The sequence below is a fragment of the Desulfotomaculum sp. 1211_IL3151 genome, assembly GCF_036763075.1.
Taxonomy (GTDB): domain Bacteria; phylum Bacillota; class Desulfotomaculia; order Desulfotomaculales; family Desulfotomaculaceae; genus Desulfotomaculum.
The window spans coordinates 56,848-72,854 of record NZ_JBAIYV010000022.1 but is presented as its reverse complement, the minus strand read 5'-3'; the positions used below and the strand labels follow the sequence as shown (position 1 = coordinate 72,854).

Genomic DNA, 16,007 nt, shown 5'->3' with positions numbered 1-16,007 from the left:
TACGACCCTTCTGTTCCCGTTTCTCCTTCTCTACACGCACATCGATCATGGCCATAATCGCAGCCTTTTCACGTCGCGACATGCTCGCAAAATCATGTGGCAGGATATGAAGTTCATGGAGGGCATAGTAAGCATAATTCGCCTCACCATCACCCTCCTGGATTAGTTTTTTACCTCTTCAATCAGTTCACTGACGTCCTTATCAAAGCCGTTCAGTTCTTGTACCTTTTGAATCAGTGCCGCATATTCCCCAGGTAACAGCATCTTACGCAAGAGCGCATCTGCCCCTTTTACTTGGTAAGACTCCTGCAAGGCCGCATCCTTTAGGTTCGGAAAAACCACACTGGAGACAGCAAGCCTGGCAATATATTCCTCGGAGTCTATCTCGGTGGTATAGCCACTGTTCTTAACCTTTATCCGCTTGGTGGCTGACTTGCGAATGGCCTCGTTTTCAGCCTCGGTCATGCTGCGGATTTTCCAAGGCACCGGCTGACCAGCTTTGTCCTTGAATCGCTCGGATACAATAAATTCCTCCGTAATATCTGCCAGATTGTTCTGGGCAAAGAATACGCTTAAATCACTCATTGCTGATGCCTCCTAAATCTTATTAGCCCAACACCGGGGCACTGAAGCTATCCAAGATGTCAATATCGTCAAAGGTGAAATCAATGTCTTCATCCAAAAACTCATTTTCAGTATCCACCTTGGCCACGATAACACTGTCAAGGTTTACGTTTTTCAACACGACAGTTTGCCTGCCAATACTAGAACCTGGATCTTCGTTTACGATTTGAATGTCAAAATAGATGTCCTTGCCCGTTTTAATATAGTCCAACATTAGTTGGCGAAATAAGGTTGTGGCATAGTAGATGGTCATGGTTCCCGTGCCCTTCCACCCAGTAGCCTTATGCTGGGTCCCGCGACGGCCCAAGGCCCTCATTTCTGACTTTTGCTTTTCAACTGTTGCCTCTAGGGTTTTCACATAGAACATTTCTTCGACGTTGCCGTTTATCGTCGCATAGGCCCTACCCTCCTGGCCCGAGATGGCATCATTAGCCTTGAAAAATCCCACTTATCTCACCTGCACTTTCATGTAGATTTTTTCAACAGAATCCACTGGCTGTGCATTAACCTCAATATACACGCTGTCGGATTCATTACCAGGCAAAACCACCACATCATTTTGAGCATCGAAGTTCTGAATGGCAGCTATCCCCTGCAATGTACCCAAGTAGGAGTTGCACTCGTTTTTTAATAGATTCCGGCCATCGTCATTGTTATCCACCTTGCCGACATAGAAATGTTCAAAGATGCGTTTAAAATCATTATTGATACCATCCAACACCCGGATGACTCTGTTCTTGGCAAACTGTTTTCCTTTATCCGGGGTGAAGCCGGTCAGGGTATTAATGTCCTGCTCCACCAGGGCGCGGCCGTTGTTTTGCGTAAAAACAAACTCCCCGGCTTTTAAGGCAGCTACTATTTGTGTGTTGGTATACCTCGGCGAAGCATCGATGGCATCATCATAAGCTTGGTAGGTTAAAGATTCGTTTACATTAGCTCCCGCAGTGGCCCCGGCCACCCAAGCCACTGCTTGCGCTGCTGTAAGTGTGGTACTATCGGATAATACCACGCCGTTTTTAACAGATATAACACCCTCATAATCTGCGATTGGGTAGTTTTCAACCACTAATTGGATTTTATATCCCTCATCTTCCCGTAAACGTTTTACAAAAGATGTGTATAGGGATTTCAGCGTTGGGTCGGTTACGGTTAGCCCCATGGTATTAAACTCATAAACCTCCACAGCGGCTAGGTAATCCGTGTGATCCTGGTTGGTCACTGTGCCATTGGCACCGCCAGTCAGAGGTAAGGCTGCGGTTTCCTCTAATGACCCAGTCCCGCTGAAGTTTACCCATGCATTAGCCGTGAGACCTGCGATATTTGCAACCGTTTGCAGGTCTACATCTACCCCACTTACCAGGGTTCTTACATCAAACTTGGTTTCTTCATCAATATTTTGCTGAATGATGATTGCAATGTCATTGCCCCTAACACCACCATGCAGGGCCGTAACGGTCAATCCTGTGTGGGTTGCTGTGGCTTTGGTCCCAACATTAAGCCGATACAGCAACAGTGTTTTGGCCCTTTTCAATGCCTCCCGGATCAGTAGCAATTCCGGGGCTGTGATATCATACCCTAAGATGTCTTGCAATTTTTCCCCAGCTTGTATTGTAATAATTTCTTTTGAGGCCCCCCAGGGTAACGGCAGGGCCAGGGTAACAATCCCTCTGTCTCCCACTGATCCAAGGGGCTTTGGTTCGCTGGCAAAGTTAATGTACACTCCTGGGCGAACTTTGTTTTGAGTAGTCCATGTACCACCGGCCATTTATTCCACCGTCCTTTTGGCAAACTCTTCCACCATGTGCGTAACTTCCTCCCTGGTATATGGCTTGCCGTCCTCCAGTACAGCGTTCAACACGTCTTTTTGCTGTGGTGTGAAGCTTTTCGAGGCTAAAAATTGCTGTTTAGTGTATGGGATAGGCTCTTTAACCTTTGGTTCTTTAGCCATGCTTTATATATCCCTCCTGTTCAAGTTCTTGCATTTTCGGATACGGTTGTTTCTCACGGATAATATGAAAGTCATAATCAACGAAGAAATGGAGCACACCGTCCACGATTTCATGGCGCAGTTTCTTTCCCCGGGCCGTACCACCAGATACCTTGATATACTCCATATGTTCGTATAGCCGTTCAGCCATAACGTGCATATCTTCATTGGTAGCAGCAAAATAATGGATGTCAAAGGAGTGGTAACGTTTATACCGACGGCCAAATTCACGGTCCTGAGCCACCGGAAACAATTTCACAAAAAAACAAGGCTCTTCAAAGCCCTGCTTAATTTCTTCGCCGTATATTTCTATGTCCGGGAAATGCTGATTCAAAGCCGCAATGACAGCCTCTCGTACATCGTTTACGATTACCACTCACCCCCTAACCTAGAATTTCTCGTAAGAGTTGTTCTTGCTTCCTTTCAAGGTAGACAGGAAGTTCTCGCTCGATCTCTTTCATAGATATCTCTACCATAAATCGGCCTTCTACCCAGCCACCTTTTTTACCAACTTGCATTCCTGTTTTAGCACCCGGAATGTATTTGAATATATTCCCTTCCCACTCCCCTGGGACCCAGTGAGCACGAAAACCCTTTTCAATAAATGATGCATATTCAAGGTTATTGAATATCTCAATGAAATAACCGTTACCCTGCCTTTCGATGTTACCAACCATCCATTTACGACGTAAATCCCCGGTATTAACTGGGGTACGCATCTTGATTTTAGCAACCGCCCGATAGGCCAGTTCAATTAGTAATTCACGGATAAGTTTGTCGACAACCCGGTCGTCCACGGCTTTCTGGAGTCTCTTGGCTAGCTCCTTAAATTCATCAAAATCAAAACTGCCTAGATCAGCCATTACGCTTTACCCACTCTTTGCAGACTGACCTCTTGGTGGGTAGGATACAAAAACGGCTCCCCAGCTGTGTAGGTCCGTGCAACCCCGGCCCTGGTGACCACAATAGCATTGCCCTGGCAAATCTCAACTTCCGGGGCCAGGAATAATTTAGTTTCATATTGAATTTCATTCTGTGCTTCGGTCTGGCCGTTGCTGCCCAGGGCTTTCTGAGATATACGGCAGGGAATGTCTTTGTGTAAGAGTTGTAGCACCTGTGCGGTTTCGCCTGAAGGTTTTTTGCCCTTCCTGTACCGACTGATTGTGGCCAGTGAGTCATATAGTTTTTCTATGGCTCTCCGATGACGGGTATAGTTAATAACCACGCTACCACCTCAACTTTCGGTAACGGTTAAGATCGATGTGATAATTCAGAACCACCCTGTCTATGATCGGTTTTGATGTGTTCGATGCCCCTCCCTCGCTTCCTCTTGCTGAGGGGGAGACTTGTGTATCTCCAATTTTCACCGACTCAGTCCCACCGACCGTGTCAGAGATTTCTTCAATGTGTGGTAAATCAATCCGGATTGCATCTATAACCATAGATGCCCATGTAAATTTGAGTCCAGCAGGGACCGCTTTAATGCCACAATAATGGAGTATTCTCTGTTCTATCTCTTCGATGTAAGAGGAAATGAGAGGCTGTAAAGCATCATCTTGAAGGCTCAATCTCGCCTTGATGATAGGCCAAATCTCCGTTATGGTAACCATTTAATCCACCAACCTAGCAACCTTAGCAGCAGCTAGCTCCTTGGCTTCATCGGGCGTAATTCGAAGTGTTTGACCTGCCTTATACCGTTGTCCCCGATGCTTAACGTTCATAATCCATTGAATCTCACATGGTTCTGGGGCTTGCAATTCCAATCCCGACTCTACTTCTTCTGATTTTACCTCTTCCATCGTTGGTTTATCGATTTCCGTTGGGCTTCGTTTTTTTCCTGACATACTATTCACCCTTTCCAAAAAAGATAGGAGGGAAAAATTTCTCCCCCCTAATTCACCTTCGCAATAAAAATAGTATCAATAGTTTCAAAGCTCGGCAGCACAATTTCGCTAACGATCGTTTCCACGTTTACTGGGTGGGGCTCTTTTATCGTGGTAATCGCCACGCCGGTATTGACGATAGAAACTTCTGCATTAGAAATTCCGGCCATTAGATCGCTTTCCTCAGGTGTTGTCCCGTAGTAAGTACCTCCCAGGGTCCCGTCAGGAATCAGGGTAATATGATCATCTGGATAGAATAAATGAGTGGACCCGTCCTGTAAAGCATACTTTTTATTGTACACCGCAATGCTAATACCAAGTTTAGTCTGTAAGTACTGCTTCATCATTGCATCCGTCATGATGATATTCTGTCCGCCCAAAGGATTCATGTCCAATCGAATGGGTTTATTTTGCAAGACATAATTCCATGTCTTCCTTGTGCATATCGCTTTGGTTGGTCGTACCCCGGTGTCATCTTCGACTTTGTCCTGCCATGCCTTAAGGTCGCCAACAATATCTGCTTCTACATTACTCCATTTGTCATCTGAAGTAATCAAGGTTTCCTTATGTTCGGATGACATCTGATAATCATAGTCATGAGCTTGCCGATTGGCTATGATTTGGATTTTTCCAGAGGACAGCAGTTGCATGATCATTCTTTCCGGAACCACCTGGGCGCCGTTGACCAAGGTTGCCACATCATCGTAAATTTCATTGATAAGAGGCATAATCAACGCCTCGTTCTGAGATGCAGCCACTTTATTAAGCTCCTGCCGTTCTTTTTCCCCGATTCGCATAGATTCACGGAAAAACGGCATTTCGGTATCAATCCTTTGGAACCCGATGCGGTCCCGCAAGGTTGCCTTAGTATCGAAGGCCGAAGGCTGCAGGGATACAGGCAGACCACGGGAGCCCTTAATCCAACTTAGATCCAATCCCAGTTGCTTCTTTGCAGGAAATAGGGTCGCCCCCAGGTAAGGAATCGTATTCGATGGATTCGCCAGGTAATAAGTAGCGATATTTTTAGCATTCACCAAATCAAAAATAGTTGGCATTCGTCATCATCCTTTCTTAGATGTCGCTTAGGCAATGAATGTAATCTGTTTAAGTGCCTCTTTTTCTTCATCTGTTGGAACCGCCGGCAGAGCGGACAACTTGATAAAACCATGAATCACCATGGCCCCTGGAGCCGGTCCATAAGTCACATCCACGTCATTGAGCAGGACCCCCTCTGCGTTGGAGGCATCCCCCGTGGTGACCGCCTTTTTGGCCAGTTTGGTTTCGTCCGTGAGGATGCCATTGCCCACAATAGTTCCCGCAGGTACAATTTTCTTTCCGTCGACCGCCGTAACCCCCGTATCATCCACCGTTACCGCCAATGCCACATAATGATCCGGAAATTTGAGAATCTCTTTTTTATTTCCATAATTGGTTACTATAAATTTGCTCATAATTTTTTATCCTCCACTTCTTATTCAAAATAGGATTGCCGGGCCTTCTCTAATCCTTCATTGCTCTTCGCAAAGTCAGCCAGACGCTTACCAAAAGCCCCTTCCTTGTCACCTTCGCCGCCTTTGCCTTTATCGTCGCTACCTTCTGCTGGCCTAAAACCTTTGAATTGGAATCCATTGTCATCCTTCTTTTCGTCAGCAAACAAAAAAGCCTTGCTCTCACGCAACGCCTTGATTTGATCATCCAGTCCGGACTTGATAGTGCCGTCCTCGTTTAATTCAATTTTTGCTTTGTCCAAAAGATTGGTGACAATATCTGGGTCATGAGCCTTGCCAGTTAGAGCTAATTTAATAGCATTGGTCAAGGTGAGTGCCTTCATATCAGCCTCATGTTTCTCTTTTGCAGCCTTGTTCTCGCCCTGAAGGGTTTCAATCTGCTTTTTCAGATCCTCGCTGACTCCGGCTGTCTTTTTTAACTCCTCCAACTGGCCACTTACAGTATCCCGATCTTTTTCAGCTTGCTTCTTCGCCTCATTGACTTCATCGAAGCGGGTTTTGGGAATGAAGGATTTAAGTTCTTCCGCAGATGCGGCCGCAGCTTTAGTGGCCAGTTCATCGGTTAATCCAAGGGCAATAAGTTCTTCTTTAGTCATGTTTAATCGTCCTTTCATCTTCACTTTTTACCCGGTCGTGTCCGGTGATGTCTTGTGTTTTACGCCCACAATACCAAACGGCGGCAATAATAAAAGCATCTACCGATTTATCCAGCAGATGCCTTATAGCAACTTTAGTTCTTTAAACTTTTGAGTCAATATTCCCTTCTCGTCCTTAATAATCTTCCAAGTTCCTCCCTCGGACGACATATCTAGGGGTGCTGGGTTGATAAGGCTGTACAAATAGTCCATTTCCTCATCATCAACCACCCTTAGCATTTCCTCCTCTATGGACAACACATCATAGATTTTATCTGATGTTATATCCTCAAAGCTATCCCCCACATATCTTACCTGTCCTATGGATTCTTTTTCGATGTAGGCTTCAACCTCATAGCTCCAAACTTTCACTGTTCTCATTTTTTCACCTTCTTACTTGCTATTTTATAATTGCGCTGCCCTATGTCTGGATGTTCTACCCAGTGTATATCAAATAAGTACTTATCAGACTCAACTTTTCCCGCTTTTTTGCTCCAACCTTTTTCATTGCCCCCGTATTGCTCCGATAGTCTTTTTGCAGCCCGATGTGCCACGCTCACACCTTCACCAGCAATGGTGTGCACGTTGGTTACTTGGGTATTCGACGGTATAAATTTTTGAAGGCCATTATCATCTCTAAACCCTAGTTGTTTCGGTAGATATGAGTCTGCTACAGCCTTTGTTTTTGGCGGCTTAGTTTTCTGAACATATTCATTATACCACTCCTTATAAGTCATATCACCTGGAACGGTATAGGTTTTCCTTGTAGCCGGATCTCTTGCAATGCGCTCTCCCGAATTATCTTCGAAGTAGGGTACCGTAGTGGAGCGACAACGCACATGGAGTGGCGGGTAATTGACCCCTTCTTGTTTTTCTCTTAATTCAAAAACTTTGCCATCCATTGATTGACAAATAGCACTTGTCCGATTGTCCATAGTAGCCAAAAACTGATATTTTTGAACAACGCCACTCTCTTTATAACCTGCTGCTGTGGCTTCCCCAGCGATATGGCTGGTTTCCGTCTGCACTAACCGGACAGCATTAGAGTAAGACACATCCATGCGCTTCGCCAAGACCTGTGCTGTTCTGTCAATGCTATCACCACGGATAAATGCTTGTGCTAGATTGGTTTCGATTTCCCTTATCAGTTTTTCTCGGTCATTCCAAATCCTTTGACTGTAATTTGCGCCCATCCACGATTGAGACAGTATACCTGCAATCGCTTCGGGATGCACATAAGCGAAGGAAACACCAAGCCCTATACCTTTATGTGCCTCGTAGATTGTTCGATAGTAGGTGTCCTCGTAAACATCAGACAAAACAGCCCGCGTGTTTTCCTTGTGGCCAGCGGAAAGCATCTCCACCTGTTGCCTTATCTGTGTCTGTAACGCCTCCAAGCGACTTATCCGGGTCCTGTAGTAGACGTTGTTTAGTTGGCTGGTCCATTTACCGTTGGCATTACCTTTGGCCTTTGTGATAAACTCTTCCAAGGTCATACGAAATTCTTTTAGTTGACCAGAGGTTAAGAGCTTCCGGGCTTCGGCCATGTCTACAATGCCGTTTTCATCAGCAAACCTCTGATAAAATACTTCGATGTCCCGTTGGATGGACAATATAGCTTTCTCATATTCCCGCCCAAGATCGGCAACGTATCGGTCTGCCTTATGGTATTGCCTGCTAGCTACTTGCTCCGCTCTCTTTTGCCAGTATTCTGCCGACTTCATTCGTCATCACCCGCGCCACGCTCTGTGAATGGGTATGGTTTAGGTTCCCCCATGTTTTCCTCTTGTTGTTTCTTTATACGGTCTAATTCGTCTTGAACGTCCGTAACCCATGGGTGATTGGCCACAATCGTCTCATCTGAGATAATCCCCACGCTATTCTTGACACTTGTAATGGCCTCGGTTTCGTTAATCAAAATGTCCCTGTTAAAGATAAAGTCAACCGTCTCCTCAGAATAATCAGCCCCAATGGTATTTGTAATATGGACATCAATAAACCATCTCAGTTGCTCTAGACTGGCTTGGAACTCGGTTTCGATAATATTAGCATCCATATCCAAATCAGCATACAGAAACTTGAGGGCTATACCGGAAGGACTATTCCCTAGCTTGTCGCTTTCGTTATCTACTCCTCGACCAAATTCAAAGATGTCTTTCCTGTTCATTTCCATATGAGTCTTATATGCTTCGGTATCGATTTCTAAGTTAATGGTATCAACATCGCCATCCCCGGTCACAAATACCACTCGGTATACAGCGATATTTTTCCTGAATTCATCGCCTTTCGTTCCATCGAATTCCTTGACTTTATAAATACTGTTCGGTAGATCCTCCAGGTTGTTGGCATTCTCACTTTTCCTAGCGTCATAATCATCTATCAATGATTTAATGAGGTCCAGCAGTCCTTGCTCTTCTTCGTTGTACTTGAATGCAATGAAGGGGACCTGCTCCCAGTTGACGCCCGTTTCTGTCATATCTCCCTTCCCAGGCTTCACAACTTTAAAATGAGATCCTTCATCGCCAGCTTCCACGTCCGGAATTAGCCCATATTGCCCTCCGGCTTGCAGTACATAACGTTTGACCCCGTTGGTATCCCACCATTCGACCTTGGTCACCGTTACCCGTCGAGTACCTTCGTAGGTTTCCACCTCATATGTACGGATTACGGCTTGAAGGTCCGTGTGGGCTGCGTCCCGCCAGAGGGGGATAATCTGCTCGGAAGGTATCCGCATAAAGGATAATTGCCCTGCATCATTGTAATAAACATGTAGCCAGGCAATTCCTTTTTTAATGGCCTCCTTCCCTATGCTCTGGAACATACGAAGATTGCCTTTTCCGAAATACGATAACAATAGCTTTTGGTACTCTTTCTTATTTGTCTGTATGCTCATGGGCTTGGACAACAGGTATCCGACCTTCTGGTCTACCAGTTTTCGAAAAAAACCGTTGACCAACCGATTATCGGCCAGATTATTGATAGGTTCTTTATATCCACTTTCCCCAATGACTGTTCGATTTCTGGTTAAAATATCCGTCTTATTACGATAATAATCTTCTCCTTTAAGCATAGCCTGCCTACACTTGGATGTTTTCCACTCGCTGATTTCGAGGGAGATAATCTGTTCAAGACTCATGGCCATATTGGCTCCTACTTTGATAATGGTTGCTATGCGTTCATTCTCTGTAATAATTGGCATTGTCTCACCTCTTTTCTCTAATCAAAATAAACTCCTGGTCTGCGGAACAGTATCGTGTTTACAAAATAACGGTCCGCATCCATGCAGTGGTCATTCTGTTTAACTGGCTTATCTTCTCCGCGTTCAGCTACCTTTTCGTCCCAGATGTAGGAGAAAAATTCTCGAAATGTATTGATGCAACAGTCGTTGTAATAGATTAGTCCATCCCCCAACGCTGTAGCCATGTTCCGTATACCCTCGATTACATCATTCTTGGCATTTTTGACCCTGAACTTGCCGTGCTTCTTAATTGTGGCAATAAAAGAAGCAGCGCTCGGGTCTACGATCACTGCCTTGACGCTTATATCTCCTATGAACTTCTCAAGCTCCTGATAGAACTCTTCGTCAGTCTTCTGTCTTTCCCGCTCCCGGCCAGAGTAATAATATTCTTTGGTCTTGTACCATTTACCGGCTGATTTTCCCCATAAGCCAAATGTTGTCGGGTTCTGGGTGCCATAATCGCAGGAAACATAAAACTCAGTGTATTTACGATCTGCGACAGGCACCTTATGAAATGCCTCATCGAACATATCATAAATAATACCTTCAGCAAGCACCCACAACCCAAGAATATATCTTTTAAAGAAAACTCCTGAGTACATTCGCTCATAACGTTCCCTTACCTTTGGCGAAAGACTTAAATTGTCCTTCATAGTAAAGTGAATATGCAGAGCATTCTTTTCTTTAAGTTTCTTTAACCACTCTAGATTAAACCAATGATATGGTCCTGCTGGGTTACAGTTAAACCAATATTTTGACCCCTCGACAGAGCAACGGGCCGTAGCCTGGTTAACAAAAGATTCGGGCATCAGGGCTACTTCATCGAAAAACATTCCTGCCAGGGTGATGCCCTGGATTAGATCCTGGGAACTTTCATCTTTGCCGCCGAAAAGGTAAAAGGTATTAGTTTTGCCCTGATAGGTTATGGTTAGGAAGTTATCTGCTCGATGATCTTTTACCTTATAACCTCTGCCTTTTAAGATACGCTTTAACGGCTGAATAACATTTCGACGTAGGGCACCAATGGTTTTGCCTGCCATGCCTAGACTTTCGCCGTCAAAAATCGACATTGCCCACATGACATAGGAAAAACTCATGATAACGGTTTTCCCGGCCCGGACAGACCCATCACAGATAATGGCATCTTTATCATGGTGGGGCGATTTATCCATCCACCATGTCAGCACTTTAAGTTGTTTTTTAGAGAGAGGCTTCCATTTGAATGGTGCGATCTTATGCTTCTTCATCGTCCCACACCTCTTCAACTTTGCCCTCTACGGCATCCATAAAGCCGTCATCTTCGGTGGGGCCATCATCACCAGTAATCTTAGTGATTTCGGCCTTCATCTTTTCTATACCTAATCGATACTCCTCGCTCCCTGCACCGCTCTTAATTAACCTATGCTTAAGGTCAATAGCCTTAATCTTCTTATCTTGCACCCGCGTTAGAGCCTCTTCAAGATTTAAGATATCATCAATAGCCCGGTATTCTGTTTCCTCTATCTCAGTTACTACCAAATCACTACGTGGCATAGTAATAACCTTTTCTTGACCCGTCTTTTCATCATAGACCGTAATGGGTTCCTTAACAGTTCTCCGCTCTTGCAACACCCGACGTTGACTTTCGGTCAGCCCCTTCATTAGTCTTTGGATGCGCTGCAACATTCTGCGCTCTCGGAATTCATAAAGCTGAATTGACTGGTCCACCTGTTTAACCGGGTCGAGGGCAACTCTATTTACAAGTTCCTGTTCATCCTCTTCCAATGCATCTAACCAAATAGCTTCATGTTCGCCAGTCTTTAAACCGTTTTTACTGCCAAGAGGAGGCCCGCTTCCGGGAGCTCCCCCATGGTTCCAGCACACTTCTTTCCCTAACTCCACAGGGTTGTTGCACTTCTTCCCGTTCCTCACGGCCTTACAAATCTTGCTCGGGTCCGGTTTACTCAGGATTGCCCGCCGTTCTCGTCGTAGCTTGCCAAGCTCCTTCACTTCCGACTGGCTCATTTCCTCGAAGGGGATTTCTTTTAGCTCCTCTAAGCGAGACTCAATCTGCTGTAGGTAAGCCTGCACTCTTTCTTCTGGCCAGTCTATGAATTGTTTACGAAGGGCTTCCCATGGGTGATCCTTTTGTTTCACAGTCTGCTTATTTTGTTCTGTTTTGTTGCGTTGTTTTGTTTCGTTTTGTTCTGTTTTTGGCTCCTCTTCTGGGGCTGTTTCGAACTTCTTGAACTCTCGCCGGACAGCCACAGGGTTAAGACCTTTGGCCCGGGCAAACTCCGCTACGCTTTTATATCGACCCTTGTTGTATTCAAGGAATAAGTTACGCCAGTTGTGTTTTGACGGCCTGGCCACCACCTCACCTTCTTTACTGTCGAGATTTAAATTTACTAAATATCATCTTTTTGTAATTCCAGATCGATTTCTATGAGTTTCTTTAAGTCGTCTACTGTTTCGATTTTTATTCTGCCAGCTTGAAAATCCTTAACCCATCTAGCTATACCAGCTTGTATGATCTTCCTGTACTTTTCTTTAGATTCAAAAATACCCTCAATAACCTTAAGTTCATGTTGAATCAATAGCATTTCTTTATCGTTTATAGAACATTTGTTTGTTTCCACCATTGTAAGCACCCCCACTTTCCGTTAAAATGGAAACGAGATAGTGGTCTCTCAAAAATCCGTGGCCACGGTTATCCCACTATCTCGCGCCGGGGGTGCCCCGGCAATTCTTGGAGGAGGGTGTTACCAGCACCTTCCTCTTTTATTGTCTAACGGCCTTTTGGCCGGTAAACTCTTCCCATCTTTTGACTATGACATCACAATATAAGGGATCTAATTCAAGGCCATAACAAGCACGGCCTGTTTGCTCCGCAGCAATCAAAGTGGACCCGCTGCCCAGAAATAAATCAAGGACAATCTCGCCGCTCTTACTCGAGTTGCGAATTGCCCTGGCTGGTATTCCTATAGGTTTCATTGTTGGGTGATCAGCGTTTTTAAGTGGCTTATCAAACTGCCAGATGGTCGTTTCCCCGTCATCACCATCATACAACACCTCAAATGATGGTACTTTAATAACTAAATCCTTTATCCCATCACTAAAGGTTAACACAACACCGTCATGCTCCTGTTTGGCGGTTATCCCTGGGGCATTCTCAAGCACAGTAGTCTGCTTCCGACCACCGTACCACTTATGGGCTGCCCCAGGCTTCCAACCGTAAAGAATTGGTTCGTGCCGCCAGTGGTAATCCTGCCTGCCCATCACTAGACTGTTCTTAACCCAGATCAAGCACTGCTTCTGTAACCAACCAACTGCAGTTATAGCCATTCGGAAGTTAAGACCTTCGCTGTCAGCATGGCACACATAAATAGAGCCGCCAGGCTTAGTGGCGGCAAACATATTTGCAAAGGCATCCCTTAAAAATCGATAAAATTTGTCGTTGTCCATCTGGTCATTCATGATTTTAAGACCCGTGCCACCTTCGTAATCTACGTTGTAAGGCGGATCGGTGAAAACCATGTCCGCCAGTTGACCACCCATGAGTTTTTCTACATCCTCTAACTTGGTTGCATCCCCACAAAGCAGCCGATGGCGGCCAAGTAACCAGGTATCTCCCGGTTTAGTTATTGGGTCGGTTATCTTTTCAACCTCGGACTCAAAGTCGAAGTCGTCCGGGTCCTCGGTGCTAGCTTCGCAGTTAAACTCTGTTAGCAGAGCGTTAATCTCAGCAGTGTCAAAGCCGGTTAATTCAATGTCAAAGTCAGCAGATTCAAGTTCTTTTAGGACGTTTACCAGCTTTTCATTGTCCCAGTCACCAGATATTTTATTTAGTGCAATGTTAAGGGCTTTCTCTTTCTGTTCATCGAGATTGACAACAGAGACATCGAACTCATTGTCTCCCCGGGATACCAGTATCTTAAACCTCTGGTGACCACCAACTAGGTTGCCGGTACGTTCGTTCCATACCAGAGGCTCAATATATCCAAATTCCTCGATGGATCGGCGGAGTTTTTCATATTCTAGGTCACCTGGTTGCAGATCTTTACGTGGGTTGTATAGGGCAGGGTTGATTTTCAATATTGAAATTCTTCTAATGTCCATGGTGGTGTCACCTTCTTCCGTCTGTTGTCGGTTGCAATGCCGCGAAGGGCATAGAAAAAGAGCCCGGAGGCTCTAAGATGAATCTATTTATATCGCTGAATTATTTCTTTCATTTCTTCAGGTAGATATCTTTCAAGTTCTGTAAAATTAACTGTTTCTACAGTCCTTACTATTGAGTAATACTTTAAAAACCTCTCATGAATGTCGCTTTCATTGCTTATCTTTGTGACCCTAAGCGATAACATGGTTAACTCCATAGCTACGTCGAACGCATTTCTTTGTATAGGTGTTGCATTAGATTCTTCTGCCACATGATCACCTCCTCACCAACACCTTTCGGTAGGCAAGGAGGAATTCCCTTCTCCAAAATTCCACTATATACCGACAATGTTAGATAAAGGAAAACCCCCTTCGTTGTGGAAGCTTGTCATTGAATGCGACTATTCCGCGAAAGGAGGTGTTTCTATTGCAGATGTTTCCAGTTACCTCAAGTAATATTTCATCCATTGGTTATGATACTACCACTAACACTTTAGTAATTAAATTCCATTCCGGTGGCCTGTATCAGTATTCCGACGTGCCTGCTACAATCTATCAAGGTCTTATGTCCGCTAGTTCTCACGGACAGTATTTCCACCGTCTTATTAAAAACGTATACCCATATAGAAAAATCGGCTAATCAGTCACAGTAAGCATGATGGATGGTCCTGTGCCTTTGACTTGATGGCCATTAGCTGTAATTATATACTCCTCATGGGGCTGAACATCGATTTTTTCGACAGCCTCTCTTTTTTGTAATTCCCTAACTAGCTCTGCGGTTGTGTAATCAGACAATTTATTTGCCACTAATATCAACCTTTCTGTTCTTTTCTTTAGTATTATCAAGATTACCAAAATAAAGCCCCACCATTCCTACATCGGTCTCCTACGTAGCACATAAGGCTTCGGTTTGGCAGGGCCTGTTTTTGTACGGGGGATTATAGGCTCCCCTCACTAGCCTACTAAGCATAAAACAAAAACCGCCATCGGCTGGCGGCTTTATTAATTATGGCATAAAAAATAGGAGGGCGGATTTTAGGGTCCGTCCTCCACCACTAATGATATAGTAAATATATCCATTTGTCAACTAACTATGTTATGATTAAGGATTAAATAGCTTTCCACGGGTCCACGTAAGCCTTGTTCCCTTTTGGTGATTTCTTGTTCCTGTTCTTGCTCCCGCCCTTCATAGTCGGCGGACCTGGCGGAAGTACTTCCTTAATGTGATTATTCGGCGGGCTTGTCCTTCCCCACCAAGCCCAAAACGATGCGCTATCAGCATGTAACAGAGGCACCATTCCCTTTTCATTTCTCTCTCTTACCTTCTCCGCACTTTCCCTGGCCGCCTTGGTTACCTGCTTCTCTGCTATTTTTGCTGCTTCTTTCAGATTAGGATTCCCCATCTTCCCCCACCCCCACGATTATGATATACTGAAATCGTCCAAATCTCAGCTCTGCCCATGCGGTGGGGCTTTTTGTAGTGTGTTTAGCGACCTGCCAACCACACTACAAAGTAGTCAACGGGACACTTAGATTTATCGTCTATGCAGTGACAATCTCGCCAGCCATCCTTGCCGCTAAATGGGCAATACTCTCTACAAAAATCACTTATTGGGTGCACAATTTACCTCCTGAATGGGATGTTCACTAACCTATATACGGACGCTCAAAGTCTACGCCTGGCACCTGGCCCTGCTCGATTAACCAGAGGTATAAGGCCCAGGAGTTAACCCCACCACCGTGGGATAGGTACACTTTCACGGGTTCCGTCACTTCACCCGCCCCTTTCTCACCGCCAACCCTGCCAGTACCAGTAGATACAGCACCGTTGCGGCGGCTAGTAAATCAATCATAGGTCCACCCTCTCTTCATGAGCTAAGGCTAGCGTTTTCTGGGGAATTCTACGACCTTGCCATCTGGATCATGATTCGGCGCATATTCCCCTCTGAACTCAGGTAGCCCATTATACTTGGCACCCGCTTCGCATTTACACCT

24 protein-coding genes are annotated in these 16,007 nt (G+C 45.1%); 1 reads left to right on the top strand and 23 read right to left on the bottom strand.

The window, feature by feature from the left end; genetic code table 11:
• Positions 1-162 precede the first annotated feature (162 nt).
• The 20 genes from V6C11_RS04145 to V6C11_RS04050 form a co-directional block, all read right to left on the bottom strand.
• A complete protein-coding gene (locus tag V6C11_RS04145; RefSeq protein WP_333529821.1) occupies positions 163-585 on the bottom strand; it encodes a phage tail assembly chaperone in 423 nt (140 codons plus the stop codon).
• Between the two features lie 22 nt (positions 586-607).
• Positions 608-1,072 (bottom strand): phage tail tube protein, encoded by a 465-nt coding sequence (locus tag V6C11_RS04140; RefSeq protein ID WP_333529820.1) that lies wholly within the window; start codon positions 1,070-1,072, stop codon positions 608-610.
• Positions 1,073-2,389 (bottom strand): phage tail sheath family protein, encoded by a 1,317-nt coding sequence (locus V6C11_RS04135; RefSeq protein WP_333529819.1) that lies wholly within the window; start codon positions 2,387-2,389, stop codon positions 1,073-1,075.
• Positions 2,390-2,572 carry a hypothetical protein gene (locus tag V6C11_RS04130; RefSeq protein WP_333529818.1) on the bottom strand — a complete coding sequence of 61 codons (183 nt, stop codon included), beginning with the start codon at positions 2,570-2,572 and terminating at the stop codon, positions 2,390-2,392.
• Entirely contained in the window at positions 2,565-2,987 is a 423-nt protein-coding gene (locus V6C11_RS04125) for a phage tail terminator family protein (protein ID WP_333529817.1), read from the bottom strand. The genes V6C11_RS04130 and V6C11_RS04125 overlap by 8 nt, the downstream gene beginning before the upstream one ends.
• A gap of 7 nt (positions 2,988-2,994) precedes the next feature.
• The gene (locus V6C11_RS04120) at positions 2,995-3,474 is read right to left on the bottom strand and encodes an HK97 gp10 family phage protein (protein ID WP_333529816.1); all 480 of its coding nucleotides are present in this window, start codon (positions 3,472-3,474) and stop codon (positions 2,995-2,997) included.
• Complete coding sequence (locus V6C11_RS04115) at positions 3,474-3,836, bottom strand: ABC transporter ATP-binding protein (RefSeq protein WP_333529815.1); 363 nt, start codon at positions 3,834-3,836, stop codon at positions 3,474-3,476. The genes V6C11_RS04120 and V6C11_RS04115 overlap by 1 nt, the downstream gene beginning before the upstream one ends.
• Before the next feature lies 1 nt (position 3,837).
• Entirely contained in the window at positions 3,838-4,221 is a 384-nt protein-coding gene (locus V6C11_RS04110) for a DNA-packaging protein (RefSeq protein ID WP_333529814.1), read from the bottom strand.
• Positions 4,222-4,455 (bottom strand): DUF7210 family protein, encoded by a 234-nt coding sequence (locus tag V6C11_RS04105; RefSeq protein WP_333529813.1) that lies wholly within the window; start codon positions 4,453-4,455, stop codon positions 4,222-4,224.
• 47 nt (positions 4,456-4,502) lie between these two features.
• The gene (locus V6C11_RS04100) at positions 4,503-5,549 is read right to left on the bottom strand and encodes a major capsid protein (RefSeq protein WP_333529812.1); all 1,047 of its coding nucleotides are present in this window, start codon (positions 5,547-5,549) and stop codon (positions 4,503-4,505) included.
• 27 nt (positions 5,550-5,576) lie between these two features.
• Positions 5,577-5,945: a hypothetical protein gene (locus V6C11_RS04095; protein WP_333529811.1), complete on the bottom strand. Its 369-nt coding sequence runs from the start codon at positions 5,943-5,945 to the stop codon at positions 5,577-5,579.
• Between the two features lie 20 nt (positions 5,946-5,965).
• Positions 5,966-6,598: a phage scaffolding protein gene (locus V6C11_RS04090; protein ID WP_333529810.1), complete on the bottom strand. Its 633-nt coding sequence runs from the start codon at positions 6,596-6,598 to the stop codon at positions 5,966-5,968.
• Between the two features lie 123 nt (positions 6,599-6,721).
• Complete coding sequence (locus V6C11_RS04085) at positions 6,722-7,018, bottom strand: hypothetical protein (RefSeq protein ID WP_333529809.1); 297 nt, start codon at positions 7,016-7,018, stop codon at positions 6,722-6,724.
• Complete coding sequence (locus V6C11_RS04080) at positions 7,015-8,361, bottom strand: minor capsid protein (protein ID WP_333529808.1); 1,347 nt, start codon at positions 8,359-8,361, stop codon at positions 7,015-7,017. Before V6C11_RS04080 ends, V6C11_RS04085 begins: the two co-directional genes overlap by 4 nt.
• Positions 8,358-9,836: a phage portal protein gene (locus tag V6C11_RS04075; protein WP_333529807.1), complete on the bottom strand. Its 1,479-nt coding sequence runs from the start codon at positions 9,834-9,836 to the stop codon at positions 8,358-8,360. Before V6C11_RS04075 ends, V6C11_RS04080 begins: the two co-directional genes overlap by 4 nt.
• 17 nt (positions 9,837-9,853) lie before the next feature.
• Positions 9,854-11,122 (bottom strand): PBSX family phage terminase large subunit, encoded by a 1,269-nt coding sequence (locus V6C11_RS04070; RefSeq protein WP_333529806.1) that lies wholly within the window; start codon positions 11,120-11,122, stop codon positions 9,854-9,856.
• The gene (locus V6C11_RS04065) at positions 11,109-12,227 is read right to left on the bottom strand and encodes a hypothetical protein (RefSeq protein WP_333529805.1); all 1,119 of its coding nucleotides are present in this window, start codon (positions 12,225-12,227) and stop codon (positions 11,109-11,111) included. Before V6C11_RS04065 ends, V6C11_RS04070 begins: the two co-directional genes overlap by 14 nt.
• Positions 12,228-12,262: 35 nt before the next feature.
• Positions 12,263-12,496, bottom strand: a complete 234-nt coding sequence (locus V6C11_RS04060; protein ID WP_333529804.1) for a hypothetical protein — start codon at positions 12,494-12,496, stop codon at positions 12,263-12,265.
• Between the two features lie 139 nt (positions 12,497-12,635).
• The gene (locus V6C11_RS04055; protein WP_333529803.1) at positions 12,636-13,973 is read right to left on the bottom strand and encodes a site-specific DNA-methyltransferase; all 1,338 of its coding nucleotides are present in this window, start codon (positions 13,971-13,973) and stop codon (positions 12,636-12,638) included.
• 83 nt (positions 13,974-14,056) lie between these two features.
• Complete coding sequence (locus tag V6C11_RS04050; protein ID WP_333529802.1) at positions 14,057-14,284, bottom strand: hypothetical protein; 228 nt, start codon at positions 14,282-14,284, stop codon at positions 14,057-14,059.
• 161 nt (positions 14,285-14,445) lie between these two features.
• On the opposite strand from V6C11_RS04050, the gene V6C11_RS04045 reads away from it, so the two are divergent.
• The gene (locus V6C11_RS04045; protein ID WP_333529907.1) at positions 14,446-14,652 is read left to right on the top strand and encodes a KTSC domain-containing protein; all 207 of its coding nucleotides are present in this window, start codon (positions 14,446-14,448) and stop codon (positions 14,650-14,652) included.
• Here V6C11_RS04045 and V6C11_RS04040 read toward each other — a convergent pair.
• The 3 genes from V6C11_RS04040 to V6C11_RS04030 all read right to left on the bottom strand — a co-directional run bounded on the left by V6C11_RS04040 (position 14,649) and on the right by V6C11_RS04030 (position 15,785).
• Positions 14,649-14,867 (bottom strand): BC1881 family protein, encoded by a 219-nt coding sequence (locus tag V6C11_RS04040; protein WP_333529801.1) that lies wholly within the window; start codon positions 14,865-14,867, stop codon positions 14,649-14,651. The two genes, V6C11_RS04045 and V6C11_RS04040, sit on opposite strands and share 4 nt — an antisense overlap.
• A gap of 254 nt (positions 14,868-15,121) precedes the next feature.
• Positions 15,122-15,415, bottom strand: a complete 294-nt coding sequence (locus V6C11_RS04035; protein ID WP_333529800.1) for a hypothetical protein — start codon at positions 15,413-15,415, stop codon at positions 15,122-15,124.
• Between the two features lie 244 nt (positions 15,416-15,659).
• The gene (locus V6C11_RS04030; protein WP_333529799.1) at positions 15,660-15,785 is read right to left on the bottom strand and encodes a hypothetical protein; all 126 of its coding nucleotides are present in this window, start codon (positions 15,783-15,785) and stop codon (positions 15,660-15,662) included.
• Positions 15,786-16,007 lie beyond the last annotated feature (222 nt).

Excerpts from the sequence above, each read along its gene's own strand:
- V6C11_RS04060 (WP_333529804.1), bottom strand. The coding sequence starts at position 12,496 with ATGGTGGAAACAAACAAATGTTCTATAAACGATAAAGAAATGCTATTG.
- V6C11_RS04105 (WP_333529813.1), bottom strand. The coding sequence starts at position 4,455 with ATGTCAGGAAAAAAACGAAGCCCAACGGAAATCGATAAACCAACGATG.
- V6C11_RS04070 (WP_333529806.1), bottom strand. The coding sequence starts at position 11,122 with ATGAAGAAGCATAAGATCGCACCATTCAAATGGAAGCCTCTCTCTAAA.
- V6C11_RS04145 (WP_333529821.1), bottom strand. The coding sequence starts at position 585 with ATGAGTGATTTAAGCGTATTCTTTGCCCAGAACAATCTGGCAGATATT.
- V6C11_RS04120 (WP_333529816.1), bottom strand. The coding sequence starts at position 3,474 with ATGGCTGATCTAGGCAGTTTTGATTTTGATGAATTTAAGGAGCTAGCC.
- V6C11_RS04130 (WP_333529818.1), bottom strand. The coding sequence starts at position 2,572 with ATGGCTAAAGAACCAAAGGTTAAAGAGCCTATCCCATACACTAAACAG.
- V6C11_RS04100 (WP_333529812.1), bottom strand. The coding sequence starts at position 5,549 with ATGCCAACTATTTTTGATTTGGTGAATGCTAAAAATATCGCTACTTAT.
- V6C11_RS04035 (WP_333529800.1), bottom strand. The coding sequence starts at position 15,415 with ATGGGGAATCCTAATCTGAAAGAAGCAGCAAAAATAGCAGAGAAGCAG.
- V6C11_RS04055 (WP_333529803.1), bottom strand. The coding sequence starts at position 13,973 with ATGGACATTAGAAGAATTTCAATATTGAAAATCAACCCTGCCCTATAC.
- V6C11_RS04075 (WP_333529807.1), bottom strand. The coding sequence starts at position 9,836 with ATGCCAATTATTACAGAGAATGAACGCATAGCAACCATTATCAAAGTA.
- V6C11_RS04045 (WP_333529907.1), top strand. The coding sequence starts at position 14,446 with ATGTTTCCAGTTACCTCAAGTAATATTTCATCCATTGGTTATGATACT.
- V6C11_RS04110 (WP_333529814.1), bottom strand. The coding sequence starts at position 4,221 with ATGGTTACCATAACGGAGATTTGGCCTATCATCAAGGCGAGATTGAGC.
- V6C11_RS04095 (WP_333529811.1), bottom strand. The coding sequence starts at position 5,945 with ATGAGCAAATTTATAGTAACCAATTATGGAAATAAAAAAGAGATTCTC.
- V6C11_RS04090 (WP_333529810.1), bottom strand. The coding sequence starts at position 6,598 with ATGACTAAAGAAGAACTTATTGCCCTTGGATTAACCGATGAACTGGCC.
- V6C11_RS04085 (WP_333529809.1), bottom strand. The coding sequence starts at position 7,018 with ATGAGAACAGTGAAAGTTTGGAGCTATGAGGTTGAAGCCTACATCGAA.
- V6C11_RS04135 (WP_333529819.1), bottom strand. The coding sequence starts at position 2,389 with ATGGCCGGTGGTACATGGACTACTCAAAACAAAGTTCGCCCAGGAGTG.
- V6C11_RS04080 (WP_333529808.1), bottom strand. The coding sequence starts at position 8,361 with ATGAAGTCGGCAGAATACTGGCAAAAGAGAGCGGAGCAAGTAGCTAGC.